This is a genomic window from Oceanobacillus jordanicus (assembly GCF_022095695.1).
Taxonomy (GTDB): Bacteria; Bacillota; Bacilli; order Bacillales; family Amphibacillaceae; genus Oceanobacillus_B; species Oceanobacillus_B jordanicus.
In genome coordinates this window covers 118,496-142,816 of the sequence record NZ_JAIFZM010000003.1, presented here as the reverse complement: position 1 = coordinate 142,816, position 24,321 = coordinate 118,496, and the positions used below count along the sequence as shown (strand labels likewise).

The window sequence follows — 24,321 nt, the reverse complement described above, 5'->3', positions numbered from 1 at the left end:
ACTCCACGAAAGTTCTAACAATTTGAGCTGTGAAATAAAGCATATTATGATGAGGAGCGCAGTTATGAACTTGTATCGAGCGAAGTACCTTCTATACTTATTGGCCTTAATAGGAATGCTATTACTGGTAGTCTTACCCTTGTTATCTATAACGGTTGAAAACCCCTTCCTTAGTAAAACAATAGTTGTTCTACCATTTGTATTAGTATTAATGGGGAAATCTCTTTCAATAATAGACAAAAAGAGAAATCGGGAAATGGGTCTGAAAGATTGGACTTTTACTATCGGCCTAACCATTTCAATGGTATTATTCCTGATTTTTTAAGTCGGATTGTATCAAAGTTAAAGATGTTTTGATCGAACTAGGAGCAGATAGTAAAAACGCTAGAATATGTGGTATCCTAGCGTTTTTTCTGTATTAACTCGTTTATCCCGGTGCAACCGTCCGTAAGACTCCCACTTCAAAAATGAAGTGAAACAGTGATGATTAAGTGGGAGTAAACGGGCGCTAACACCCCGATTCGTTCAACTAACAATCAGTGGGCGAAGAACGAAAACCCCGACTGATTCGAGTTTCACTTTATTTATAACTTTCCTCTAACTGATCGACAAGGGATCCGACAAACGAAACAGCTTTTTTAATGGCGTCTGGTTTAGACATATCAACCCCAGCTTGTTTAATAAGATCAAGTGGTTTTAATGTGCCGCCAGCGCGGAGGACATCTAGCCATTTGTCTACAGCAGGCTGCCCTTCAGTTTGGATTTTTTCTGCCATGGCAGTAGAAACCGTTAGTCCCGCAGAATACGTATATGGATATAGTCCCATATAATAATGTGGTTGTCGCATCCATGTAAGTCCTGCACCTGCATCAAATGTTACGGTATCTCCCCAGAATTTCTCAAGTGTCTCTCTTTTCTGCTCTGTTAGCACATTTGCTGTAAGAGGTGTTCCTTCTTCTGCCAAATCATACACTCTACGCTGAAACTCTCCTTCAAGAAGGTGCGTAACAAAGTTATGATAATATGTTCCTAGTAATTGCGTAATGACCCAGCGTTTCATCCGTTTATCATCTGTTTTGTTCATTAAATGATTTGCCAGTAGCAGCTCATTAATCGTAGACGGTGCTTCTACGAAATATGTGGAAGGGCGAGTATTAAGAAGGGATTGATTCTTCCCAGCTAAATAGAAATGTCCAGCGTGTCCAAGCTCATGGGCAAGTACGAAAGCCCCGCGCATTGTATCCGTCCACGTAACTAAAATATACGGGTGCACACCATAAGGACTGGAGCAAAAAGCACCTGTCGCTTTTCCAACATTGTCCGCAAGATCAACCCAACGATCATGAATTCCTTTCTTCATAATCTCCGTATATTCAGGTCCCATGACTTCCAATGCTTCTAAGATGGTAGACGTCGCCTCTTCGTACGTTGTAACGGGAGTAAACTCAGGGTCAAGTGGTGCTTTGAGGTCACAGTATTGTAGTTCCTCTAATCCTAGTTTATCTTTCATTAGCTTTGCATAGCGTTGCATATGCGGAGCCAACTCATCCTGGATTACGTCCAACTGATTATGATACATTTCCTTGGTAACTTGCTGGGATTGCAGTAGCATATCTGTAACGGAGTCATATGAACGCAATTTAGACATGGTTACCTGTTTGGTTACCTCAGTAGCGTACGTTGCTGCAAACGTATTTTTGTATTGGTTAAGTGTGTTGGTAAAAGCTTTGTATGCAGCTCGGCGTGTTTCCGTATCAGCGGATAACTCGTACCGATCTTCATACAACGCAGCAGACATTGGTTGTTCTTTACCGTCCTTATCTGTAATAGAGTCAAATTGCATATCAGATGATTTGGTGCGTCCATAGACCATGTATGGTGCATCATGGACTTCACTTAATGCTGCAAGTGTTTCTTCGAGCTCAGGAGCTAGCGTATAAGGCTTTCTTTCTAAGGTATCCTGCAACATTTTTTCATATGTTTTTAAGGCAGGCTGGTCCTGTAAGAATTGTGAGATTGTTTCATCTGATAATGTTAAGAGTTCAGACTGGATAAAGGATAGCTTAGTGCCAATGGAAGCCATGGCAGCTGAAACTTTTGCCGCATCACGTTGGTTATCAGGATCAGAACCATCCGCACTTGCGCGAAGACTAGCGTATGTAGCAACACGAATAACACGTTGTTGATAAGCTTCTAGTGTTTCTAAACAAGAAAGCAGTGTTGCAGCGTTATCCCCCAATTTCCCTTTATAGGCTGTCACGTTTGTAACTTCTTGCTGTACAGCACCTAGTTCTGTTTCCCAGTTTTTATGTGTTGTAAATAGGTCAGTTAAATCCCATGTTTGTTCTGTAGGTACTTCTGAACGTTTTAAACGATTTGTTGTTCCTGTAGTCATTTTTTATTTTCCCCTTTCTGATATCATGTTGTATGTATGCGATAGATGTTCATTTATCCCGGAGCAACCGTCCGTAAGACTCCCACTTCAAAACATGAAGTGAAACCGTTAAGTTTTTAGAGGGAGTAAACGGACGTTAATACCCCGATTCGTTCAACTAACAATCAGTGGGGGAGAATGAAAACTCCCACAGATTGAAGTTTCACTTTATTTCGTTACTCTAAGTATTATAATATATTGTAGGCAGAAATGATAGAATTATCGCTTAATTTAAGGATCTTTTCAGTTTGAAAAACGTATTACTTGTTATTATGGAATAGCAAGGAGGGGAAGGTATTAAAAAAGGTTCACTTTATTAAAAAGAGGAAAGAATGAAAGGTACCAGAAAAAAAGCAGCTATGAAGCCATAGCTGCTTTAGAGTAGATAGATTAGTAAGTGTTATAGTACAGTGAAAAAGAGTGAAATTATTTATCTTGCGGGATGATCACATTCGTCACATAGGTTACCATAACAGTCGGCTTGTTCTACCATGTCAAGCCCACATTGACTGCATTTCTTCTTTGGCAGATTGCGAAAGAACTCCATAACTTTAAACATATGTGAATCCTCCTTTGCTAAGATAATGTTATTGTATTATAACAGTATGAAAATTGTCAATACTGTGTTACAACAAAATGCGAAAAAGGATGTGTCGTTATGAAATTAACTGTAATAGGTTTCTGGGGAGGATATCCTGCCCCTGGTGGTGCAACGTCTTCTTATCTGCTAGAAAAAGACGGGTTTTCTTTATTGATCGATGCAGGAAGTGGCTCATTATCTAAGCTTCAACAGTATATACCAGTGACAGAGTTGAATGCCGTTATTTTATCTCATTATCATGAGGACCATGTGGCAGATATTGGTGTTCTTCAGTACGCAAAGCTAGTAAATTATTATGTGAACGGTGCTGATGGCATTCTTCCAATCTATGGGCATGTGTTGGATAAAGAAGGATTTGCTACCTTGTCACACGAGTACACAGAGGGAAAAGCTTATCAGCCTGATGAATCTGTAGATATTGGGCCATTTCAAATAAGTTTTCTGCAAACCGTTCACCCGGTTCCATGTTTCGGAATGCGGATAACAGACGGTGAGCATACGGTAGTATATACAGCGGACAGCAGTTTTAAAGAAGAGTGGATCCCATTTTCAAAAGGGGCTGACCTGCTGATAACGGATTGTAATTTTTATGCTGAGCAAAATGGAGAGAGTGCTGGACATATGACGAGTAAAGAAGGTGGGGAGATTGCGCAAAATGCTAAAGTGAAAACATTAATGCTAAGCCATCTTCCTCAATATGGAGACACGAAGCAATTAGTAGAAGAAGCAAAAGAGCAATACAGTGGAACTGTATTACTTGCGAAAGAAGGACTAATTTGGCAAGCTTAAACCTTATTTTTGATTTAGCGAGATGGATGCCTTAAACTTAATGGTGGATATATCCTATTGGGAGGTTAATTGGTATGAAGTTTATAGACAATAAAGGAATTACAGATCCAATGGTTAATCTGGCATTGGAAGAATATGTACTACAGAATTTTGGAGAGAAAGATACATATTTGCTATTTTACATTAACAAGCCATCCATTATCATTGGGCGCAATCAGAATACCATTGAAGAAATTAATACAAGCTATGTTGATGAAAATGGTATTAAGGTTGTCCGCAGGCTTTCTGGCGGCGGTGCCGTGTACCATGATGAAGGGAACTTGAACTTCAGCTTTATTACCAAGGATGACGGAAACAGTTTCCAAAATTTTGCGAAGTTCACCCAGCCGATGGTAGAGGCTTTAAATAAGCTTGGGGTCCCAGCTGAGCTACAAGGGAGAAATGACTTGGCAGCTAATGGACGGAAGATATCCGGCAACGCTATGTTCTCAACCAAAGGACGGATGTTTAGCCATGGGACATTAATGTTCGACTCAGAAATCGAGAACGTTGTGTCTGCTTTAAAAGTGAGTAAAGAAAAAATTGAATCAAAAGGAATTAAATCCATTCGGAGCCGTGTCGCTAACATTTCCGAATTTCTTGAAGCGTCTCTAACAATGGACGAGTTTAAAGAAACCATTTTAAAACATGTTTTTGATGTGGAAGATATTGCAGATGTCCCACAATATGAGTTAACAGAGGAAGATTGGAATAACGTAGAACAAATTTCCAAGGAACGTTATCAGAATTGGGAATGGAACTATGGTAAATCACCTTCTTTTAATATTCAAGAGACCCATAAGTTTGATGCAGGCCTCGTTGATGTTCGTCTTGACGTGAAAAAGGGTATTATTGAAAACTGTAAAATCTACGGTGACTTCTTTGGGGTTGGTAGTGTGGAAGTAATTGAGGATAAACTAAAAGGCGTTCGCCATGAAAGAAAATCGATTGAAGAAGCCTTAGCAGGTGTCGATGTGCCGCATTATCTTGGGAAAATTACCAAAGAAGACTTTATTAATTTAATCTATTAAGAGAAAGCTCACCTCGGTGAGCTTTTTATATTTGAAAAAGTGGAGGAGCAGCCAAAGTGAATCGAGAAGCGGTTAACTGAATCGGGATTGCACCAAACTGAATCGAGAGCTACCTAACCAAATCTAAAAATGCCGTTAATAAACCACTCACTTTTCGATAGATCCTTTTTAATTGTCAACAATTTCAAAATTGCTTGAAAACAAATTAAGCCTACTTTATAATAAAGACAAGCATAAAATATAAAACTATTTTTTTGGCAACATAATGAATGACTATTCATTCATCACCATTAAAGGGAGGTTTATTTGTGAATATCAGTGATCAACTATCGATTACAGCAAAGGAAAACCCGGCAAAGATAGCATATATTTTCGAGGAAGCGAAAACGAGTTACTTAGATTTGGAAGGTGCTGTACAGCGGTTTGCTTCCAGTATGGAGGCTTTAGGTTATAAAAAAGGAGACCATATTGCCCTGATTGTAGGTAATTCACCATATTATGTAATTAGCCTTTATGGTGCCTTAAGACTTGGCCTTGTTGTTATTCCTGTAAATCCCATGTACACTGCCAATGAGTTGTCCTATATCCTACATAATGGAGATGTGAAAGCGATCATCACCATGGATGTAATGCTTGAGAAACTCGCTTCTATTGATCAGGATTTACCTAGTGTAAAACATTATATTTCCTGTGATTCAGGAGCTGGGATATCAGTACAGGGAAATTTATTACAACCAAAAATGAAAACGTTTTCTGATTTAGTGGGAAAAGGCGAAGGAGATTTTGAGAGGCCGGTATTAGATGATCAGGATACAGCGATTATCCTGTACACCTCTGGTACGACAGGGAAGCCCAAAGGTGCTGTGCTCTCTCATGAAAATATTTATTCGAATGCCAAAGACGTAGCAGATTATCTAGGGATTAATGGGAAAGACCGCATGATTGCAGCGCTCCCAATGTTCCATGTTTTCTGTTTGACTGTTTCGCTAAACGCTCCCTTGATGAATGGAGGCACCATTCTAATTATCCCTAAATTTTCACCGGCGGATGTACTGCGCATAGCCAATGAAAGGGAAGCCACCGTTTTTGCTGGTGTACCGACAATGTATAATTATCTTTTACAAGCTGTTAAAGGGCAGAAACCAAAATTCGGAAAGGTTCGTTTATGTATTTCTGGTGGTGCCGCAATGCCGGTATCTTTATTGGAGGCATTTGAAGAAACATTTCAAATCCAATTATCAGAAGGCTATGGATTATCTGAGGCGTCTCCCGTTACCTGTTTTAACCCAATTGATCGTCCTAGGAAAGCTGGCTCCATTGGAACGAGCATCTGGAATGTGGAAAATAAAGTGGTCGATTTGTTTGGTGAGGAAGTGGAAACAGGTGAGGTGGGTGAACTCATTGTGCGTGGACCTAATGTCATGAAAGGCTATTATAAAATGCCTGAGGAAACAGAGGTAGCTTTGAAGGATGGCTGGCTTTATACTGGCGATATGGCACGGGTTGATGAAGACGGTTATGTTTATATTGTCGATCGAAAAAAGGATATGATTCTTGTTGGGGGATACAATGTGTATCCAAGGGAGGTAGAAGAAGTCCTTTATACACATCCAAACGTCATAGAAGTTGCGGTAATAGGGGAGCCACACCCCGAGAGTGGAGAGTCTGTGACTTGCTTTGTCGTAGTGGATGATGCAGAGATCAGCGAAAATGATTTAATAGATTTTTGTAAAGGCCATCTTGTTAACTATAAAATCCCAACAAGAATCGAATTTCTTGAAGAACTTCCGAAAAACACAACTGGAAAGATACTAAGAAGAAGCCTCAAAAGTAGCGTGAATAGTTAAGCCAGACAAAAGAATTGAGAAGATAATTGTAACGATAACTTTAAAAATGAATAATGATAAATAGCAGTCTCTGTGGCAAATATAAGCGGCAGAGACTATTATTATGGTGAAAATTTAAATTTTTCTTGTAAATTGGTCTTAATGTCTTTATTTATTTGTTATAGTTTGGTAGATTTATTATTAAGCCACTTTCTTTCACTGTATAGTGAAAGGATGATATGTATGTTTTTTAATGAAGACATCTACGCTCCTACACCTGAAATTACCCCACTCACGATGGCTCTCCTAACTGAAGAGGATGCAGCCGGTAACCTTGTCACCTATGTAATGGAAGAACTGAATGATTATACGGTGTCAGTACCTGCAAGCAAAGTTATGGACCATGCCTGTAAATTCTTTGGCTCCAGTCTAAAAGGAAGACAGGATGGCACGCGCGATATTTGTGGGATTACACATAAGGCTCCTATCTCCGTAGATCCTCTCAGTGGCATGTACTTCTTTCCTACAACTTCACCATCAAGCAAACAATGTTCCTGGATTGCACATTCTCATATTGATCATATTCTTGACGCCGCAGGGAAGGGAACAGAGATTATGTTCAAAAATGGGAAAAAAGTGAATTTATCTGTTTCCTATGGTTCCATGCTAAACCAGGTTCAGCGCACAGCTCAATTCCGATATTTGCTAGATAATCGCATTAGGTTTTTGCAGAAACAGGTTTCGGAAAAGGCGGCAGAGACTTTTGCATAAGCTCTTGTATAATAGCATGCACTTTTTTGCGAATCGCTGGGTTAAAATAATTCCGTTTTTCCTCCCTGCCCTGGCAAATAAAGAGAAAGGAAGAGAAGGAATCATTTTTGTGTAAGGTCACCACCTCAATTCTCCTTTTATTCATTTGCGTGCGTAGCTCCCGCCGTTCGGCACTTGCTACTGTCGTCATGGTCTCCAAAAGCTCCATATAGGGTTCCTTAATTTTAAACGCACCTCTTTCAATATGCTGTATATCCTGTTGTATCACCACGATTGCCATTGAAAGAAATAGAAATCGTGAGGCTATGTGCCGCTCTTCCTCTGTAAGATAGCGCATGATCTCCCTCCGAATAGAACATTTGTTCCTCTATTATATGTTAAAATGAAGAAAAAATACAACCAAATTTATTAAAGCAGGAAAGAAAGTGGCTGTTTTCCTTTTTATATCTATGCATTTTGCGTCGTTTCCATTAAAATAAAAGTAGAAATAGGCATATAAATGGAGGTTATGCAACCATTTGTATGGGAATAGTGAAATAGTAGAAGAAATTGTACGGACCAGGTAAACACATTTTTCCCACCTAAACTGGGCAGTTAGTTTTCCGCTTCGAGAATTCAAGGAGATCGACTACCAGTAAAGGTTCTTTCGAGTAACATTGGTGGGTGAGGTAGAGAACCCCACCAAATGAAGTTTTACTTTATACATACTGAGGAGATTTCACTAAATGGACGCCATAAACACTGCACTAACTGATTGGAGAATGATGTTTGAAGAAGACAGGTTAGATGAATATATCATGCACCTGCTAGGAGAATACGAACAGCTTGGGCCACTACCAGGTATTTTATTACCTTTCATAGAAGCATTCCTTCCATTTTTACCACTCGTTGTATTTGTCTTTGCAAATGCTGCTGCTTATGGATTGCTTGAAGGATTCTTATTATCCTGGGCTGGTTCAAGTCTCGGAGCTATTCTTGTTTTTTTGATAATCCGAAAGCTTGGGAAAAGGCCATTATTTGCGAAAATCAGGAAGAATAAACAAGTGAAGAAAGTTACAACATGGTTGGAGAGGCATGGCTTTGGACCTTTATTTTTGCTGACCTGCTTTCCGTTTTCCCCGTCTGCTGTAATAAATGTGGTTGCCGGTCTATCGAAAATTAGTGTTCAACAGTTTGTCCTTGCTGTGCTTTTAGGGAAATCGGTTATGATCTTTTCCCTAGCTTATATCGGTTCAAGTATAACGGAATTTGCTAAAAATCCAATGCGTACTATTATTGTAGGGAGTTGTATTGCCGTTTTTTGGATTGTGGGGAAAGTTATCGAAAAGCGTCTGGAAAAAAAGGCCATGCTAAAAGAAGCGAAGGAACTTGAAAACGATTAAAACACCGCCAAACAGGGTATGAATATGATAGAAGAAAAACCCTGGAGGCTTAATTACGATGAAAAAATGGAGACTTCGTAAACTAATCCCCGTAATACTAATCTTAGCTGTGTTGGTTATCGGATTACGCTCTTTGCTATTCGCTAGCTATGTAGTGGATGGTGAATCCATGCAACCAACCCTTTATGATGGAAACCTGCTTATGGTAAATAAAGTAATTTATGATTTGACACAGGCCGAACGTTTTGATGTCATTGTATTTCATGCAAATGAGGAAGACGATTACGTGAAAAGGGTAGTCGGCCTACCCGGTGATGAAATTTCCTATGAGAATGATAAACTTTACGTTAACGGTAAATACGTAGAGGAGCCATTTCTCGAAGCCTATGTAAAGGCAAGTGAAACAATACCGTATACGTCAGATTTCACGTTAGACGAAGTTACGGGTGAACAAGAAGTACCGGAAGGAAAGCTTTTCGTTATGGGAGATAACAGGCAGGATAGTCTTGATAGTAGAGCGTTTGGTTTTATCTCACAAGAACAGCTTGTTGGGAAAGTAGATATTAAATATTGGCCATTGAACAAAACAAGTTTAAGTCTTGGTAAATAGCTAGGAGCTTCCATCTTTGGTAAAATAGAAGGTGGAAGCTTTTTAAATTGTCCTTTAGCTAAATTGGACGGATTATTTTAGAAAATGAAATATAGAGGGCTGTGCATTATGACTAGCCCTTTTCTTAATACGAGAGTCTTACGTTTTTGACTCCACAATAGGAAGGCATAAATAGCTAGGAAGCAATGACGCTATAGTTAAAATTTTGTAATTGCAAGTAGTATAAGAAAAACGACACATTCGCTAAAAGCGGGTTTTTCTAATAAAGAGAAAATGGGGGAGAAGAATTATGGGACTCCGATTTTTAGCAGGAAGAGCGGGAACAGGAAAAAGTGGTAGAACGATAGACGAGATAAAGGCGAAATTACAGGAAGACCCACAGGGATCGCCTATTTTTTATATTGTGCCAGACCAAATGACATTTCAGCAGGAATATGAGTTATTTCATGATAAGGAGATGGTTGGCAGTATCCGCGCACAGGTTTCTAGCTTTTCTAGACTAGCCTGGCGTGTTTTTCAAGAAACGGGAGGCGGAACTAGACAATTTATTAGTTCTGTTGGAGTTCAGATGATACTGCGTAAGATTATTGAGGAGAAACAGGGGGATTGGCGTGTCTTTCAAAAGGCCATTGAAAAACAGGGCTTTTTAAAACAACTGGAAGTTATGATCACGGAATTCAAGCGTTATAACATTACCCCTGAATCCCTTCATCGGCAAATGGATGACATCAACCAATATGTTCATAAAGAGCCCGGAGAAGAAGCACTTGTTAACAAATTAGATGATCTTCAATATATTTATGAAAAATTAGTTACTGCACTGCAAGAAAATTATATAGACAGCGAAGACCAGCTCCAGCTTCTAGCAGATAAAATTCATGAAGCGGCTTCTTTAAAGCAGGCGGAAATCTATATTGATGGCTTTCACCAATTCACTCCGAATGAACTAAGGGTCGTTGAGGCTTTGATGAAGCAATGCAAACGGGTGACCATTGCTCTAACGGTCGACCATCCCGAGGAGACGGAGATTTCAGAACTAAGCTTGTTCTATCAAACGACCGAAACGTATCACGTAGTGAAGCAGATAGCAGAAGAGAACGGAATTGTTCAGGAAGAAACGGTTGTGTTAGAACCGAAGTATGGAAGATTTCAAAGTCGGCCATATTTTGCCCATTTAGAACGTCATTTTGATACTAGACCAGCTCCCAGCTACGATGGGGACGTTCCGATTAAAATTAGGGAAGCAGTTCATCCACGGGCTGAAGTAGAGGGAGCAGCACAGGAGATCATACGTCTTGTAAGAGAAGAAAACTACCGCTATCAGGACTTCGCTGTTTTCCTGCGTGAGACAGACACATATCATGATTTGATTAAAACGGTATTTAGTGATTATGACATACCTGTATTTATTGATGAAAAAAGAACGATGTTAAATCATGCATTGATTGAACTGATTCGCTCTGTTTTAGATATGGTAGAAGGAAATTGGCGATACGATGCTATTTTCCGAGTGTTAAAGACTGGCTTTATTCCTGCCACCGATACAGAATATCCTCTGACAGCTGATGCAATTGATGAACTTGAAAACTATGTACTGGAATATGGCGTTCGTTCGAGAGAGCGTTGGATGAGCAAGGAAGAGTGGGTGTTCCAGCGTTTCCGGGGATTTGATGAGACAGCACAGACAGATACAGAGAAGGCAGTCCAAACCCGTGTTAATAAATATCGCCAGCAGGTGGTACAAGCTCTACAGCCATTTGATGAAGCGATAAGACAGGCAACAACCATACGAGAGAGGGCGGTAGTCCTTTTCACTTTCTTGGAGGAAATAAAGGTCCCATCCACACTTGAGAAAATGCGAGATGTATATGATGAGCAAGGAGATGTTGAAAGGGGCCGCGAACAAGATCAGGTTTGGACAGGGATACTACAGCTACTAGATGAGATTGTGGAAATGGCTGGAGATGAAACCATGCCATTGGATACATTCAGGGCAACGCTGGACGCAGGGTTTGAGACCCTAACCTTTGCACATGTGCCCCCTACGATTGATCATGTCATCGTGGGAACGATAGACCGTTCGAGGATTAGCGGAATTTCCTGCACCTTTTTACTTGGCGTGAACGAGGGAGTTTGGCCAATGAAGCCTCAAACTGATGGCATGATTAGTGAACAGGAAAGGGAGTTGCTTGCAAATCATGGTCTACAACTCGCTGATGGAAGTAAGCGTCAATTACTTGATGATTGGTTTTATATGTATATTGCCTTCACAGCTGCAAAGGACAAATTATATGTAAGTTATCCGCTTAGTGATGGGGAAGGGAAGTCAAAAATGCCCTCCCAGCTTATTAAACGAATTGAGGATCTATTTCCAGTTTGCTGTGATCATCTGTTACTACAGGATCCTGAGGAGCTTGTGGAGGCAGAGCGCTTTATTACAACGCCTGTGAAAACAAGATCTGCATTAACTGCCCAGCTTGCGCGTAATCGCAAAGGTTATCCGGTACAGCCTGTGTGGTGGCATGTGTTGAACTGGTATGTAAGCCATCATGACAAATACAGCACAACGTATAATGTACTGCAAAGCTTATATTATGAGAATAGGCCACTAGATCTTTCTTCTAAAACAGTGCAAGAGCTTTATCCGAAACAGGTAAAAGCAAGTGTGTCTAGATTGGAAACCTATTATCGCTGTTCCTATCAGCATTTTGCCAAGTATAGTCTCGGGCTTGTGGAAAGAAAAACGTATAAACTGGATGCTCCTGATATTGGGCAGCTTTTCCATGAGGCTTTAAAAACAATTACGGAGTGGATACGGACCGAAGGGAAAGACTTTGCCCAGTTGTCTAAGCAGGACACCGATTCCTATGCACAAAAGGCCGTAACTAATCTAGCGCCAATTTTACAGCATCAAATATTGCATAGCTCCAATCGTTATAAATATATTCAACAAAAATTACAGGAAGTCATTGCACGAGCAGCTTTTGTGTTAAGTGAGCAAGCGAGACAAAGTAATTTTTCTCCAGTAGGTTTGGAACTTGCATTTGGTGCAGGCCAGACACTCCCGCCACTTAATCTGCCCTTGCCGAATGGGTACGAGTTACAACTCCGAGGAAGAATTGACCGGGTGGACAAGGCATTAAATCAACAAGAACTATACTTGCGAATTATCGATTACAAATCCAGTGCGAAAGGGTTAAATCTAATTGAAGTATATTACGGCCTAGCCTTACAAATGCTTGCTTACCTAGATGTGGTTTTATCCCATTCGGAACAATGGCTTGGGTCAAAGGCAACACCTGCTGGGGTGCTTTATTTCCATGTTCATAACCCAATGATTTCTGGGAATCAGAAACTGCACGACGAAACAATTCAAGAAGAACTCTTTAAAAAATATAAAATGCAAGGTTTACTCTTGTCGGATGAAGAAATTGTTAAAATGATGGATACGTCCTTGGATTCTGGTTCGAGTCAAATTGTACCTGCTGGGATGAAAAAGAATGGTGGTTTTTATAACTATTCAAAGATTGCTGATAACGAAACATTTTCCAGTCTCCAGTCGCACATTCACCAGTTGATGATGCAGGCAGGAGTCGATATGACAGCAGGTGGCGTACACTTGAATCCATACCAGCATAAACAGAATGTGGCGTGTACGTACTGTCCTTTTCAGTCTGTCTGTCAGTTTGATCCACAATTAGAGACAAATAATTATCGCAAATTATCAGATATGAAAGATGATGAAATACTAGAGAAAATTCAGCAAGATCTCACACGTTTAGGGAGGAGGAAGTAGAATGGTTAAATGGACCAAAGAGCAGGAAGAGGCTATCTATACAGGGGGGAAGGATGTCCTTGTTGCCGCAGCAGCCGGTTCTGGGAAAACAGCGGTACTCGTAGAACGGATTATCCAAAAGTTATTAAATAAGCAGCATCCTGTTGACATTGACTCTCTCCTTGTTGTGACGTTCACCAATGCAGCAGCACAAGAAATGCGTAATCGAGTTGGCGAGGCTTTAGAAAAGGCGTTGGCCGAAGAGCCGCATTCTCAGCATTTAAAAAAACAAGTCTCCTTACTACAGCGAGCATCTATCTCCACATTGCATTCTTTCTGTTTAGATGTGGTGAGACAGTATGCGTACTTGCTTGATATCGATCCATCATTTCGAATTGCGAACGATATGGAAGCAGATTTAATTAAGCAGGAAGTAATGGATGACTTATTTGAACAATGGTACGGCGAGGAGGGAAGTGAACAAGCAGCTTTCTTTTCTGTCGTCGATCGATTTTCCAATGACCGCAGTGATGCAGAGGTGGAGGATTTGATTTTAAACCTGTATACCTTCGCCGTGCAAAATCCAAACCCTGACAAGTGGCTAGACGAGCTTGCTGACACCTATGCTGTCTCTGAAACTTGGGAGGAAAATACCCTTTCTTGGCTAACCATTATGAAACGGGAGGTACGTAGCCAATTTACTGCAATGGAAGAAGAAATGCAACTGGCTATGGATATGACAAAAGAAAGTGATGGGCCATACCAATATGCAGAAACCATTGAGTTAGATTTAACAGGATTACAAGAAGCGAAGGCTCATCTAGAGGACTGGAATATGCTTCAAGAGTATATGGTGAAAAGCACTTTTGCCAAACTCTCCTCAAAGAAGATGGATTGTAATGAAACGAAGAAAAAGAAGGTTAAAGCGTTACGCGATAGCTACAAAAAACGTTGGAATGATATGAAGCAGGGGTGGTTTAGCCGTAATCTCGAAAGTCATGTAGAGGACATGAGGGAACTTGCCCCTGTGATCAGAAAGCTAACAGAGTTGGTAAAAGCGTTCAAAGAAGAATTCGCTAAACAGAAAAGAGAAAAAGCTATTGTAGACTTTTCAGATCTGGAACATTTTTGTCTGCAATTGCTTATGGAAGAACCAACAACCCAGGAAGAACCAGTACCTTCCCAGGTCGCCATACAGTTTCAGAAGAAGTTTAGTGAACTACTAGTAGACGAATACCAAGACACAAACTTAGTACAAGAAACACTCTTGCGTCTGCTCAGTGATCAAACTGGACCAGGGAATATGTTTATGGTAGGAGATGTAAAACAGAGTATTTATCGTTTCCGACATGCAGAGCCGACCCTCTTTATTGAAAAATACAAACGCTTTGCCAAGGATGAAGAGCAGGGACAGCGTATCGACCTTGCAAGCAATTTCCGAAGTAGAGAGGATGTTTTGGTTGGAGCAAACTATATCTTCCGACAGATCCTTGATGAAACAGTGGGAGAGGTAGATTATGACCAAAACGCTGAACTAATCTATGGGAATAAAATGTATGACACGTTGCCGCACACGGAACCAGCACCAGAACTGCTTATCATCGATCGAGAAACAGAAGAGGAAAAAGAGGACGATAGTGGAGCAGAGGATTATCGTGATTTGGAAAAGGCCCAAATTGAAGCAAGAGCCTATGCTGAGAAAATAAAAGGCTGGATCGGGCAGAAGGACGCGGATCCATTACAAATAGTTGACAAGGCAACCCAGACACAGCGGGATATGCAGTATCGTGATGTCGTAATACTAATGCGATCCATGACATGGGCTCCAACGATTGCCGATGAGTTAAAAAAGCAAGGGATCCCCGTATATGCCGAAATCTCAACTGGATATTTTGAGGCCATTGAAGTGAAAATAATGATCAGTTTATTAAAAGTGATTGATAATCCAAGACAGGATATTCCCCTTGCATCCGTCCTTCGGTCACCAATTGTTGGCTTAACGGAAGATGATCTAGCCTCCATTCGGCTCGCTGGCCGAAACAAGGGTTTTTATGAAGCCTTAATGCAATTCAAAAAGGAACAAACAGGACCTGTTGCTGATAAGTTAGAACAGTTTTTAATTAAATTAAATGCTTTCCGTATGGCCGCAAGCCAAGGGGCGTTATCCGATTTAATTTGGGATATTTTCCGGGAAACTGGCTATTATGACTTTGTTGGTGGGATGCCTGGTGGAAGACAACGTCAAGCTAATTTAAGAGCGTTGTATGACAGGGCAAGGTCCTATGAAAATACCTCTTTTCGTGGTTTGTTCCGCTTTTTACGTTTTATTGAGCGTATGGAAGAGCGAGGAGATGACCTTGGAGCAGCTCGTGCATTAAGTGAACAGGAGGATGTTGTTCGAATTATGACCATCCATAAGAGTAAGGGGCTTGAATTTCCTGTTGTAATCCTTGGTGCAATGGACAAGCAATTTAACTTAATGGATTTAAACCAAAAGTACTTGCTGCATAAAGATCTTGGTTTTGCTAGTAAATATATTGATCCTGTGAAACGTATCACATATCCGACATTGTTTTTTCAGGCCTTAAAGCAGGAAAAACTTCGTGAGTTGCTTGCAGAAGAAATGCGGGTCCTCTATGTTGCCCTAACCCGTGCGAAAGAAAAACTTGTCATGATAGGGAATGTTGCTTCCTTCGAGAAAAAGCGACAGAAGTGGGAGAAGATGCTTGACCATTCGGAATGGGTGCTGCCCGCACATTATCGTATGGAATCCAAAACCTATCTAGACTGGGTGGGGCCTGCACTAATCCGTCATCAAACAACAGAGATATTGCGAGAAGAAGAACTACAGGATGCCGTACTTGATGAAATACGTGTTGATCCTTCCAGCTGGAATGTACATGTAGTACATGGTAGTGAATTAGCCAACCTCGATGAAACGAATGACGAAACAGAGCTCTCATTGCGTGAAAATCTGGAAGCATGGCAACCTGTAAAAGTCGATGATGAGCAATTAGCTGTTACAGTTGATGAGCGACTATCCTTTCAATATCCTTATATAGAGGCTTCAAAATCAAGGGCAAAACAGTCCGTCACGGAAATAAAAAGACAGCGGGAGCTGAAGGATGAATATAGCGCAGACCAGCTTGTTACACCATTTAAAGCACCGATTGCAAAACGGCCACTTTTTATGCAAAAAGAGAAAACCGTCACTGCAGCTGAAAAAGGGACAGTGTTACATACTGTAATGCAACATATCCCTTTAACAAAAGCCTTAAACCGCTTGGAGATAGAATCATTTATTGAAGAATTGGTTGAGAGAGAAAAGCTGACACGTGATGAGGCGTATATAGTGGACAAGACTGCTATTGAACATTTCCTCCAAACGGATATTGCGCGCTTTATGATGGAAGCACCTATGGTAAGAAGAGAGGTCCCCTTTAGCTTGTCTCTCCCGACAAGTGAAGTATATGCCAATTGGGAGAATCCTATAGAGGAGAGAGTTTTAGTGCAAGGTGTGATTGACTGTCTAGTCCCATTTGAGGATGGTTGGATTATTTTGGATTATAAATCAGATGCCATTCATGGTGAGATGACTGATAAGATGAAACAAAAGTTGATTAATCGGTATAGCACCCAATTAAAACTTTATCGACATGCCATAGAGAAGATTTGGAAAAAACCTGTAAAGGAAACATACCTCTATTTCTTTTCCAAACAGCAATTGATAAAAGTACCTATAGAAGAAAAAAGCTAAACGCCTAGTTTTTAGTGGCTAGAGCATAATATGAGGAAGGAACAGGAGAATCTCAAAGAGGTTCTCCTGTTTTTATGCATTTGCAGTGACGTTTTGGTCGTTAACATCAGGGTCAAATGGATTAGTAGAACTTACACCGTTATTCGTACAAATAAAGTCACCTGTATTTAGTGACCCAGAACCGGAGTTTGTCTTTGACGTGCTTTTCGGAGAGAGGTAAAATGCATCACCAAAATTCACAACTCCGCCGCTGATACTGTTGATTTTTAGTGGTCCGACAATTGATGGCATATCAACACCTACTATTTAAAAAATTGCTTAAGACAGTCTATGCAACCATGTTAAAAATGCAACCTGTTTAAATGAAATTTTGTAAAATAACTAATCCATAAGTTTACGAAAGTGCTTTAACCAGGCAACTGCTTCTAAGTGGCGTAAACTGCCAATTTGCATAATAGAAGAAGTAGTTACCCCAACGACTTTGACACGTTGAACATGTATATTCTCGTCATGTTGGTATGTTCTCATTTGCACGTTGTTATTATTTGATACAATTTTAGGTTCCATTTTAAAAAGAGGGAAATCTTCGAAGAATAGCTCATCCTTTTTAGTAAAATAGGAACCTTCCTTTTGTAAAGCAATCCCTCTAGATATTTGCTTTGAGTTTTCAGTGTCTCCAATCGAAAGAATTCCACTGAAGTTTACGGTATTCACCTGTATTTGATTGACAGAAGCGATCCTCCTGTTCATGATTTTTTCTCCTTTATCCCGCCTAAACTGGCAGTAAGACCTCCACTTCGAGAATGAAAGGGAAATCAAGAATCCAAAATGGGGGATCAACTGCCAAGAAAGGTCCGATTCGTTTAGCTACCATTTGGTGCAGTTAGTAGGGAAACCACCCCAAATGAAGTTTCACTTTATACCCCGGATAACGGTACAATGTTCCCAACTGTGTAGGACTCAGGAGGAGTGTCGAAGAAAGAATTCATTGTCATTGCTTCACTGTCACCAATCAAAAAAACAGATGAAGCCGAAACATTTTCTAATTCTATGTTCCCGACATTTAGCCCCCAATTATGCACTTCAAATATCATGTCTTTTCCTCCTTTAATCTGATGATTGCATGTATACAGTTAGAGAGTGGTGAATTTCTTCTTTGATGTGGCTACTTATATATTCCCGCAAAGCGGAATCGTTGGCTCCGATCTTTTCATCTGCAGCCTTCTTTTCATAAAAGGCAATTCGACTCGGGAGCTGCTTTATGATATCCTCTAGCAAAATACCTTGATAGGGCTTATCTATTTTTCTATCATATTCTTCGGAAAGATTGCGAATGAGTGCAGGCCCTTCCTGTTCAACAAAGTTGGACAGTTCAGAAACTAACTGTTGTTTGAAAGGTTGTGTGACTTGTGGTAACGACTGATCAGGCATGCTGAAATCTTCCATATCCTGTGGAGACATGCCAATATGGAGCGTCCCATTTAAGTTTTCTATTTTTAACTGATCAAATTTATATTCAATTTTTTCAATTCGATTTGTCTTTTGTTCGTTCAGGTTTGATTGCAACTGCTCTAGCTTTTGGGTGAGCTCCTGAATTTTTTTATCCTGCTCTTGTACATAACCACTAAGATTATTAAGATACGTAGTCCAATCTGAGCCATTCACAGGGCGTCCCTCCTTAGCCTGGTTATAGACGAATGCCTAGAATCAGTTTATGCAAGAAAGGGGGAGTCGTGCATGCTAATCAGACAGTGGGATGATTGGACCGGATTGCTGCGATTCTTCCACTGCACCTATTGCTTCCGCTTCTTCGGCCACTTTAGTAAATCCACCAGTATTATAGACGGCTGAGTGGGTCTGAAAGCTCCCGGTACTGCCAATTTGCAAGACAGATGAATTCGTCACGACACCTACTTTTATCATATAAATACTAATCGATTGATGTACCGTTATATTCATTATAGCTCCCCCATTTAAGAAGTAATGGATTGGTCTACTTGGTCTGGATCATAGACGTAGGTAGTTGAATTAGCTAGATTCACTCGAATTCCGTCGCCTGAATTGAAGGAGCCACCGCCGGCATAGGTTTTTGCACTACTCTCAGGATTCATTGAATAGACATCACCGATATTGAAAATACCGGATGAAGAAACGTTAATGACTTTCACTGCACCCACCTTTGCTGGCATATGATCTCCTCCTTTCTCTTTAGGTTATGCCTATTTCTTGAAAATGTTGAAGGAATATAAGGCCCCAGTGGAGTATTCTTATATAAGAGGTTGTCCTTTATATCCTCCTTTTGAACACACGCTATAATAAAAAGTACACAAAGGAAAGAAGGGATAGAAAAATGGCACAATATCCATCTCCTCTAAAGGAAACAAGTAGATTACAATGGATTGATGAAGCAAGAGGGTTCGCCATATTCGGTATATTTGTCGTAAATATTGGCGCATTTAATGCTCCTTATTTTCTATATGGGGGAGAAGAGACAGCATGGACATCTTCAATTGATCACACATTAAGGCTTATAATAGATATCTTTTTTCAAGCAAGCTTTTATACATTATTCTCTTTATTGTTTGGCTTTGGAATTCAGCTCATGAAGGAAAGACTTGAGATGAAATCATTATCGGTATTTCCAATACTAGGTAGAAGGCTAGGAGCACTTATTTGCTTTGGTCTCGTCCACGCATTTCTAATATGGCATGGAGATATTTTGCTCACCTATGGATTAATTGGTTTGCTGCTTTTAGCTTTTTTAAACGTAAGGGGGAGGACAATGCTGAGTTGGGCATTCCTTCTAATGGGCATGACAGTTGGACTGCTTAGCATTTCCTTATACCAATTCCGTGAATATATCGGACAACCTAATCTTTTTGCTGCAGAACAGGCACTTTCCAACTACCAAAGTGGCAATCTCATTAAAGTATGGGAACAAAATTATGTAGATTGGCTTTATGCAAACGAGGGGATAAGTTATCTATTATTAATAGGAACACTGTTGCCTTTGTTTTTAGTTGGCATGTACATCGCCAAACAACGGTGGTTACATGAACCAAAAAAACATCAAGCAACATTGCGTAGGCTATGGTTTGTTTCACTTCTCCTGTTCGCTGGCATAAAAGCGGGGCCATATTTATTTGGTAATCCAGCTTGGTTTTCCATGATACAGGATAATATTGGTGGTGCGTTTTCTGCCCTGTTTTACATTATTTCTATAACCTTTCTTTCTCAAATGGAAGGGGCAAAAAAGCTTCTCTTGCCTTTTCGATACGTCGGACGTATGGCACTTTCCAATTACATAACGCAGTCCCTCGTCTGCTTCCTTGTATTCTATCTCTTCAGATTATACGGAGCCATGACCCCAGTGGGATTAATGCTTATGGTCCTGGTCGTTTATAGTATGCAGGCGGCCTTTAGTAGAAGGTGGCTCACACACTATCGATTCGGTCCTCTTGAGTGGCTTTGGCGCAGCATAACCTATAAAAGAATCCAGAAGTTACGTCGAACAGAACAAGAGGTGTAAGAGGGGCAGAGAGAAGAATTATATGAAAAAGAAGAGGGGGGATAATAATATTAAACAAGAAAAACCGTACGTTCAAATAAAGTATTGTAGAAAAAATTGAATACTTCCAGATACTCCCTAATCCTTTTGTATCTTGATCACACTTTAGCGAAGGAAAAAGCGTAGACTCCTTGAAAATGCATTCGCATTTTCTGCGTGCGATGAATTGCTGCCGAAGCCTTACTTGTCCAGTGGGAACAGCGCGAGTCCGAAGGCCCGCAAGAAGCGATTTTTGCTTCTGAGGAGACTAAGGCCGTGCCCACGGAAAGCGGAGTTTTCCGTAGCGGTGATTAAACAGTCTTTTTTCTTAATTTATCTTTTGCGATTTAAAGAGGGCTGAGATTTTATGTCCCAGCCCCTCAATATTCTAACACTCGACCGTTTCTTCTCTACTGATTATGCTTTCAGTACTTCTTTAATATGGCCAATTGCCCAGTCTAAATCTTCCTTTTTAATGGTAAGAGGTGGGGCAAAACGAATCACATTCTCATGTGTTTCTTTACATAATAAGCCTTTCTCTTTTAGCTGTTCACAGTAAGGGCGTGCTGATTCAGCCAGTTCCACCCCAATAAATAATCCTTTACCACGTACTTCTTTAATTATTGGATTTTGGATCGACTTCAGTTCATCCATCATATAATTACCTAGTTCAAGAGAACGTCCTGCCAAATTCTCTTCCTCCAATACTTCCAGGGAGGCAATAGACACAGCACAGGCTAAAGGATTTCCTCCAAATGTAGAACCATGGGATCCAGGATTAAATACGCCAAGAATGTCCTTATCGGCCACAATACAAGATATTGGAAATACTCCGCCACCAAGTGCTTTTCCAAGGATTAAAATATCAGGTGTCACATCTTCCCAGTCACAAGCAAATAGTTTACCACTTCTTCCAAGACCAGCTTGGATTTCATCGGCAATATAAAGGACATTGTTTTCCTTACATACCTCAAATGCTTCCTTTAAAAATCCTTCCGGAGGCATTACAATACCCGCTTCCCCCTGAATAGGCTCAAACAAGAATCCAGCAGTATTTTCATTGATTGCAGACTTTAACGCCTCAATGTCTCCGTAAGGTATAATTTTTATACCGGGAAGCATTGGTCCAAAACCACGTTTATACTCTGCCTCAGATGATAGTGAGACCGCTGTCATTGTTCTGCCGTGGAAATTTCCTTCACAGGCAATAATCTCAGCTTTATCCTCTGATACACCTTTTACATCGTAGGCCCATCGTCTAGCAGTTTTGATTGCTGTTTCTACAGCTTCTGCGCCTGTATTCATTGGTAATGCTGCCTCTTTATTTGTTAGTTTACAGATTTTCTCATACCACGGGCCAAGCTGATCATTATGAAAAGCGCGAGATGTTAACGTAACAGAGTCAGCCTGCTGTTTCAACGCTTCAATAATTTTAGGGTGACGATGACCTTGATTGACGGCAGAGTATGCGCTCAGCATGTCCATATAACGATTTCCTTCTGGATCTTCCACCCAGACACCTTCAGCATGGGAAATAACAACAGGAAGCGGGTGGTAATTTTTCGCACCATACTCCTGTGTTTGATCAATTATTTCTTGACTGTTCTTCATTTTCTAGCCCTCCCTGTAAAAGTCCAATTCAAACTAAGTATACCAGTTTTTTCAGTATTTTACTTACAGTTTAAAATGTTCTATAAAATCTCTGTTCCCAGTTAGGAGAGATGTAAATCCTTTTTAAATGAAACTTTCTCCCTTACATGATATGATAGCGGTAGCTAAACTTAAGTTGGATGAAAGTGGAAGGAGTGTTTGCATGACAACGCATATGCATATAACTGCATGGGCATTAGCGCTAATCTTACTAATTGTTACATTAATTATGTACAAGCAAGGAAAGGCAAAACCCGGAAAAATTCTTCACATGATATTACGCTTAGATTACTTATTTATTCTTTACACAGGTGGGGATCTACTAGCAACGTACTTTGGTGGAGGTGACATGCTACCCGAAGCGATTGTAAAAGGAGTAGCTGGCCTTTGGGTAATCGTTGCTATGGAGTTAATTCTTGTAAAAACCTCCAAAGCAAAACCGGCAAAAGGGGCATGGATTCAATTAGTTATCGCCCTACTTATTACCTTAATTCTTGGTTTTGGACGTTTGCCATTAGGAATTCTTCCATAAGAAAAGCAGTTAAAGCTGTTCTTTGTTTAAGACAAAGGACAGCTTTTTTTCTTTAAAGGGAGGCTCCATTAAAATCGCCACTTTGCGTGGCAGGGATTTTGGTAGGGCGCAGTCCCAACATGGAGCCACCTGGCATCTGGCATGGCAAGACGTAGTCCGTAAGTCTCTAAACAGGCGCTTGCGTTTTGTTATGTTAAACAAATAAGCTATTTTGAAGTAAATACCATGCTGTTTATGCTAGAATTTAATTGGAATGATATTCATAAAATAATGTAAAAAAAGTGAGGACTCACGATGATAGCAAAGACTGAAGAGGATTTTAATGGATTAAAAGAAATAGGGAAGATTTGTGGAGCAATTCGAGATGAGTTAGTCCGTTGCACCAAACCAGGCGTAACGACAAAAGAGCTTGATGCAATTGCTGAGAGAATGTTCGAAAAAACAGGAGCTAATTCTGCACCAAAGGGAGAATACGATTTTCCTGGACATACATGCATTAGCGTAAATGCAGAAGTGGCGCACGGTATCCCCGGGGAACGGATCATTCAAGAAGGGGACCTTGTAAATGTTGATGTTTCTGGTTCGAAAAATGGATATTTCGCCGACACCGGGATTTCCTTTGTGGTTGGGAATGGAGAGGTGATTTTACAGAAAATATGTGACGTTGCAAAAGAAGCTTTCGACGCTGGACTTAAAAAGGCAAAGCCAGGATCGAAAAAAAGCGCGCTCGGAAAAGCTACACACAATGTAGCAAAACAGCATGGTTTAACTGTAATAAAAAATCTTACTGGACACGGCATTGGGCGTTCAATACATGAAGCACCAGACCATATTTTCAATTACTACTCTCGTTGGGACGACGAAATTTTAAAAGAGGGTATGGTAATTGCATTTGAGCCCTTTATCTCTACATTGGAAGAGGAAGTTTACCAATCTGATGATGATTGGACCTATCTAACTGATGAAAGCTTTGTGGCACAATATGAACATACGATTATTTTAACAAAGGAAGGCCCGATTATTACTACCTTATAAGAATATTAAAACCGCACTGAACCACGGCTATTTCTAATATAAAGAATAACCAATATTAACTGAGGGGGGATATTTTGAAACACGACTCACTCCAAAGTATTGAATATCAAGTTGCCTTATTAGTCCGTCTTACAACAGCTCATAGCCCGAAGTTGGGTAGTCTGGACCGTTCTGAATACCTTATATTGTATGAATTGCAAAAAAGCGGGCCTTTAGGAATCAATGAACTGGCTGAACAATTAATGGTAAGCATTTCCACCGCTAGTCGACAGGTCAGTAATCTGGAAGCGAAAGCATATATTACCAGACATGCAGATCCTAAGAATCGACGCATTAGCCTTTTGCAAATTACTGAAGAAGGAAAAGCCGCATTACGTAAGGTACAGGAGGCGCGTGCTACCGGCTATGATGAGATTCTTAAAGGGTGGTCTAAAGAGGAACTCGAACAATTGGAAATGAACTTGGAGCGCCTTAATCAGTCTTTTAAAAGTTGGAAGAAATAATTTTTTTTAACAGATATTTGAGCATGATTGTTCAAGAGC

The 24,321-nt window shown here is 40.3% G+C and carries 23 protein-coding genes; 13 read left to right on the top strand and 10 right to left on the bottom strand.

Features of this window, described 5'->3' with window-relative positions:
* The first annotated feature begins 64 nt into the window (after window positions 1-64).
* On the top strand, window positions 65-325 hold the full coding sequence (locus K3T81_RS04755) for a hypothetical protein (RefSeq protein WP_238018572.1): 261 nt from the start codon (window positions 65-67) through the stop codon (window positions 323-325).
* A gap of 255 nt (window positions 326-580) precedes the next feature.
* Here K3T81_RS04755 and pepF read toward each other — a convergent pair whose 3' ends face one another.
* Window positions 581-2,395 carry an oligoendopeptidase F gene (pepF, locus tag K3T81_RS04750; protein WP_238018571.1) on the bottom strand — a complete coding sequence of 605 codons (1,815 nt, stop codon included), beginning with the start codon at window positions 2,393-2,395 and terminating at the stop codon, window positions 581-583.
* 469 nt (window positions 2,396-2,864) lie between these two features.
* Entirely contained in the window at window positions 2,865-2,993 is a 129-nt protein-coding gene (gene yhfH, locus K3T81_RS04745; protein WP_081779362.1) for a protein YhfH, read from the bottom strand.
* A 99-nt stretch (window positions 2,994-3,092) separates the two neighbouring features.
* Here yhfH and K3T81_RS04740 point away from each other — a divergent pair, with 99 nt between their 5' ends.
* The 4 genes from K3T81_RS04740 (at window position 3,093) to K3T81_RS04725 (ending at window position 7,491) form a co-directional block, all read left to right on the top strand.
* Window positions 3,093-3,824 (top strand): MBL fold metallo-hydrolase, encoded by a 732-nt coding sequence (locus K3T81_RS04740; RefSeq protein ID WP_238018570.1) that lies wholly within the window; start codon window positions 3,093-3,095, stop codon window positions 3,822-3,824.
* A 74-nt stretch (window positions 3,825-3,898) separates the two neighbouring features.
* Window positions 3,899-4,894, top strand: a complete 996-nt coding sequence (locus K3T81_RS04735; protein WP_106896274.1) for a lipoate--protein ligase — start codon at window positions 3,899-3,901, stop codon at window positions 4,892-4,894.
* A 308-nt stretch (window positions 4,895-5,202) separates the two neighbouring features.
* Window positions 5,203-6,741 (top strand): fatty acid--CoA ligase family protein, encoded by a 1,539-nt coding sequence (locus tag K3T81_RS04730; protein ID WP_238018569.1) that lies wholly within the window; start codon window positions 5,203-5,205, stop codon window positions 6,739-6,741.
* 222 nt (window positions 6,742-6,963) lie between these two features.
* Window positions 6,964-7,491 (top strand): competence protein ComK, encoded by a 528-nt coding sequence (locus tag K3T81_RS04725; RefSeq protein WP_238018567.1) that lies wholly within the window; start codon window positions 6,964-6,966, stop codon window positions 7,489-7,491.
* On the opposite strand, the gene K3T81_RS04720 is transcribed toward K3T81_RS04725, so the two are convergent.
* Window positions 7,439-7,828: a YhjD family protein gene (locus K3T81_RS04720; RefSeq protein ID WP_106896276.1), complete on the bottom strand. Its 390-nt coding sequence runs from the start codon at window positions 7,826-7,828 to the stop codon at window positions 7,439-7,441. The two genes, K3T81_RS04725 and K3T81_RS04720, sit on opposite strands and share 53 nt — an antisense overlap.
* 388 nt (window positions 7,829-8,216) lie before the next feature.
* On the opposite strand from K3T81_RS04720, the gene K3T81_RS04715 reads away from it, so the two are divergent.
* The 4 genes from K3T81_RS04715 (at window position 8,217) to addA (ending at window position 17,015) form a co-directional block, all read left to right on the top strand.
* Window positions 8,217-8,873 carry a TVP38/TMEM64 family protein gene (locus K3T81_RS04715; protein WP_238018564.1) on the top strand — a complete coding sequence of 219 codons (657 nt, stop codon included), beginning with the start codon at window positions 8,217-8,219 and terminating at the stop codon, window positions 8,871-8,873.
* A 58-nt stretch (window positions 8,874-8,931) separates the two neighbouring features.
* Entirely contained in the window at window positions 8,932-9,483 is a 552-nt protein-coding gene (gene lepB, locus K3T81_RS04710) for a signal peptidase I (RefSeq protein WP_036573993.1), read from the top strand.
* A gap of 289 nt (window positions 9,484-9,772) precedes the next feature.
* Window positions 9,773-13,279 carry a helicase-exonuclease AddAB subunit AddB gene (addB, locus tag K3T81_RS04705; RefSeq protein ID WP_238018561.1) on the top strand — a complete coding sequence of 1,169 codons (3,507 nt, stop codon included), beginning with the start codon at window positions 9,773-9,775 and terminating at the stop codon, window positions 13,277-13,279.
* Window position 13,280: 1 nt separating this feature from the next.
* On the top strand, window positions 13,281-17,015 hold the full coding sequence (addA, locus tag K3T81_RS04700; RefSeq protein WP_238018559.1) for a helicase-exonuclease AddAB subunit AddA: 3,735 nt from the start codon (window positions 13,281-13,283) through the stop codon (window positions 17,013-17,015).
* 72 nt (window positions 17,016-17,087) lie between these two features.
* On the opposite strand, the gene K3T81_RS04695 is transcribed toward addA, so the two are convergent.
* From K3T81_RS04695 to K3T81_RS04670, 6 genes are all read right to left on the bottom strand, one after another.
* Window positions 17,088-17,306 carry a spore germination protein gene (locus tag K3T81_RS04695; RefSeq protein ID WP_106896281.1) on the bottom strand — a complete coding sequence of 73 codons (219 nt, stop codon included), beginning with the start codon at window positions 17,304-17,306 and terminating at the stop codon, window positions 17,088-17,090.
* 90 nt (window positions 17,307-17,396) lie between these two features.
* On the bottom strand, window positions 17,397-17,765 hold the full coding sequence (locus K3T81_RS04690) for a spore germination protein GerPE (RefSeq protein ID WP_238018556.1): 369 nt from the start codon (window positions 17,763-17,765) through the stop codon (window positions 17,397-17,399).
* 167 nt (window positions 17,766-17,932) lie between these two features.
* Window positions 17,933-18,109, bottom strand: a complete 177-nt coding sequence (locus K3T81_RS04685; RefSeq protein ID WP_058951230.1) for a hypothetical protein — start codon at window positions 18,107-18,109, stop codon at window positions 17,933-17,935.
* Window positions 18,110-18,122: 13 nt separating this feature from the next.
* Window positions 18,123-18,680, bottom strand: coding sequence for a spore germination protein GerPC (gerPC, locus tag K3T81_RS04680; protein ID WP_238018552.1), 558 nt, complete (start codon window positions 18,678-18,680; stop codon window positions 18,123-18,125).
* Between the two features lie 75 nt (window positions 18,681-18,755).
* Window positions 18,756-18,974, bottom strand: coding sequence for a spore germination protein GerPB (locus K3T81_RS04675; RefSeq protein WP_106896285.1), 219 nt, complete (start codon window positions 18,972-18,974; stop codon window positions 18,756-18,758).
* A gap of 14 nt (window positions 18,975-18,988) precedes the next feature.
* Window positions 18,989-19,204: a spore germination protein gene (locus K3T81_RS04670; protein WP_036573977.1), complete on the bottom strand. Its 216-nt coding sequence runs from the start codon at window positions 19,202-19,204 to the stop codon at window positions 18,989-18,991.
* Between the two features lie 161 nt (window positions 19,205-19,365).
* On the opposite strand from K3T81_RS04670, the gene K3T81_RS04665 reads away from it, so the two are divergent.
* Complete coding sequence (locus K3T81_RS04665; protein WP_238018551.1) at window positions 19,366-20,544, top strand: DUF418 domain-containing protein; 1,179 nt, start codon at window positions 19,366-19,368, stop codon at window positions 20,542-20,544.
* 435 nt (window positions 20,545-20,979) lie between these two features.
* On the opposite strand, the gene K3T81_RS04660 is transcribed toward K3T81_RS04665, so the two are convergent.
* Window positions 20,980-22,173, bottom strand: coding sequence for an ornithine--oxo-acid transaminase (locus tag K3T81_RS04660; protein WP_106896287.1), 1,194 nt, complete (start codon window positions 22,171-22,173; stop codon window positions 20,980-20,982).
* Window positions 22,174-22,375: 202 nt separating this feature from the next.
* Here K3T81_RS04660 and K3T81_RS04655 point away from each other — a divergent pair, with 202 nt between their 5' ends.
* From K3T81_RS04655 to K3T81_RS04645, 3 genes are all read left to right on the top strand, one after another.
* Complete coding sequence (locus K3T81_RS04655; protein WP_238018550.1) at window positions 22,376-22,744, top strand: YisL family protein; 369 nt, start codon at window positions 22,376-22,378, stop codon at window positions 22,742-22,744.
* Between the two features lie 294 nt (window positions 22,745-23,038).
* The gene (gene map / locus K3T81_RS04650; protein ID WP_106896289.1) at window positions 23,039-23,779 is read left to right on the top strand and encodes a type I methionyl aminopeptidase; all 741 of its coding nucleotides are present in this window, start codon (window positions 23,039-23,041) and stop codon (window positions 23,777-23,779) included.
* A gap of 74 nt (window positions 23,780-23,853) precedes the next feature.
* Window positions 23,854-24,282, top strand: a complete 429-nt coding sequence (locus K3T81_RS04645; protein WP_238018549.1) for a MarR family winged helix-turn-helix transcriptional regulator — start codon at window positions 23,854-23,856, stop codon at window positions 24,280-24,282.
* Window positions 24,283-24,321 lie beyond the last annotated feature (39 nt).

Excerpts from the sequence above, each read along its gene's own strand:
- K3T81_RS04755 (WP_238018572.1), top strand. The coding sequence starts at position 65 with ATGAACTTGTATCGAGCGAAGTACCTTCTATACTTATTGGCCTTAATA.
- pepF (WP_238018571.1), bottom strand. The coding sequence starts at position 2,395 with ATGACTACAGGAACAACAAATCGTTTAAAACGTTCAGAAGTACCTACA.
- yhfH (WP_081779362.1), bottom strand. The coding sequence starts at position 2,993 with ATGTTTAAAGTTATGGAGTTCTTTCGCAATCTGCCAAAGAAGAAATGC.
- K3T81_RS04740 (WP_238018570.1), top strand. The coding sequence starts at position 3,093 with ATGAAATTAACTGTAATAGGTTTCTGGGGAGGATATCCTGCCCCTGGT.
- K3T81_RS04735 (WP_106896274.1), top strand. The coding sequence starts at position 3,899 with ATGAAGTTTATAGACAATAAAGGAATTACAGATCCAATGGTTAATCTG.
- K3T81_RS04725 (WP_238018567.1), top strand. The coding sequence starts at position 6,964 with ATGTTTTTTAATGAAGACATCTACGCTCCTACACCTGAAATTACCCCA.
- K3T81_RS04720 (WP_106896276.1), bottom strand. The coding sequence starts at position 7,828 with ATGCGCTATCTTACAGAGGAAGAGCGGCACATAGCCTCACGATTTCTA.
- K3T81_RS04715 (WP_238018564.1), top strand. The coding sequence starts at position 8,217 with ATGGACGCCATAAACACTGCACTAACTGATTGGAGAATGATGTTTGAA.
- lepB (WP_036573993.1), top strand. The coding sequence starts at position 8,932 with ATGAAAAAATGGAGACTTCGTAAACTAATCCCCGTAATACTAATCTTA.
- addB (WP_238018561.1), top strand. The coding sequence starts at position 9,773 with ATGGGACTCCGATTTTTAGCAGGAAGAGCGGGAACAGGAAAAAGTGGT.
- addA (WP_238018559.1), top strand. The coding sequence starts at position 13,281 with ATGGTTAAATGGACCAAAGAGCAGGAAGAGGCTATCTATACAGGGGGG.
- K3T81_RS04695 (WP_106896281.1), bottom strand. The coding sequence starts at position 17,306 with ATGCCATCAATTGTCGGACCACTAAAAATCAACAGTATCAGCGGCGGA.
- K3T81_RS04690 (WP_238018556.1), bottom strand. The coding sequence starts at position 17,765 with ATGAACAGGAGGATCGCTTCTGTCAATCAAATACAGGTGAATACCGTA.
- K3T81_RS04685 (WP_058951230.1), bottom strand. The coding sequence starts at position 18,109 with ATGATATTTGAAGTGCATAATTGGGGGCTAAATGTCGGGAACATAGAA.
- K3T81_RS04675 (WP_106896285.1), bottom strand. The coding sequence starts at position 18,974 with ATGAATATAACGGTACATCAATCGATTAGTATTTATATGATAAAAGTA.
- K3T81_RS04670 (WP_036573977.1), bottom strand. The coding sequence starts at position 19,204 with ATGCCAGCAAAGGTGGGTGCAGTGAAAGTCATTAACGTTTCTTCATCC.
- K3T81_RS04665 (WP_238018551.1), top strand. The coding sequence starts at position 19,366 with ATGGCACAATATCCATCTCCTCTAAAGGAAACAAGTAGATTACAATGG.
- K3T81_RS04660 (WP_106896287.1), bottom strand. The coding sequence starts at position 22,173 with ATGAAGAACAGTCAAGAAATAATTGATCAAACACAGGAGTATGGTGCG.
- K3T81_RS04655 (WP_238018550.1), top strand. The coding sequence starts at position 22,376 with ATGACAACGCATATGCATATAACTGCATGGGCATTAGCGCTAATCTTA.
- map (WP_106896289.1), top strand. The coding sequence starts at position 23,039 with ATGATAGCAAAGACTGAAGAGGATTTTAATGGATTAAAAGAAATAGGG.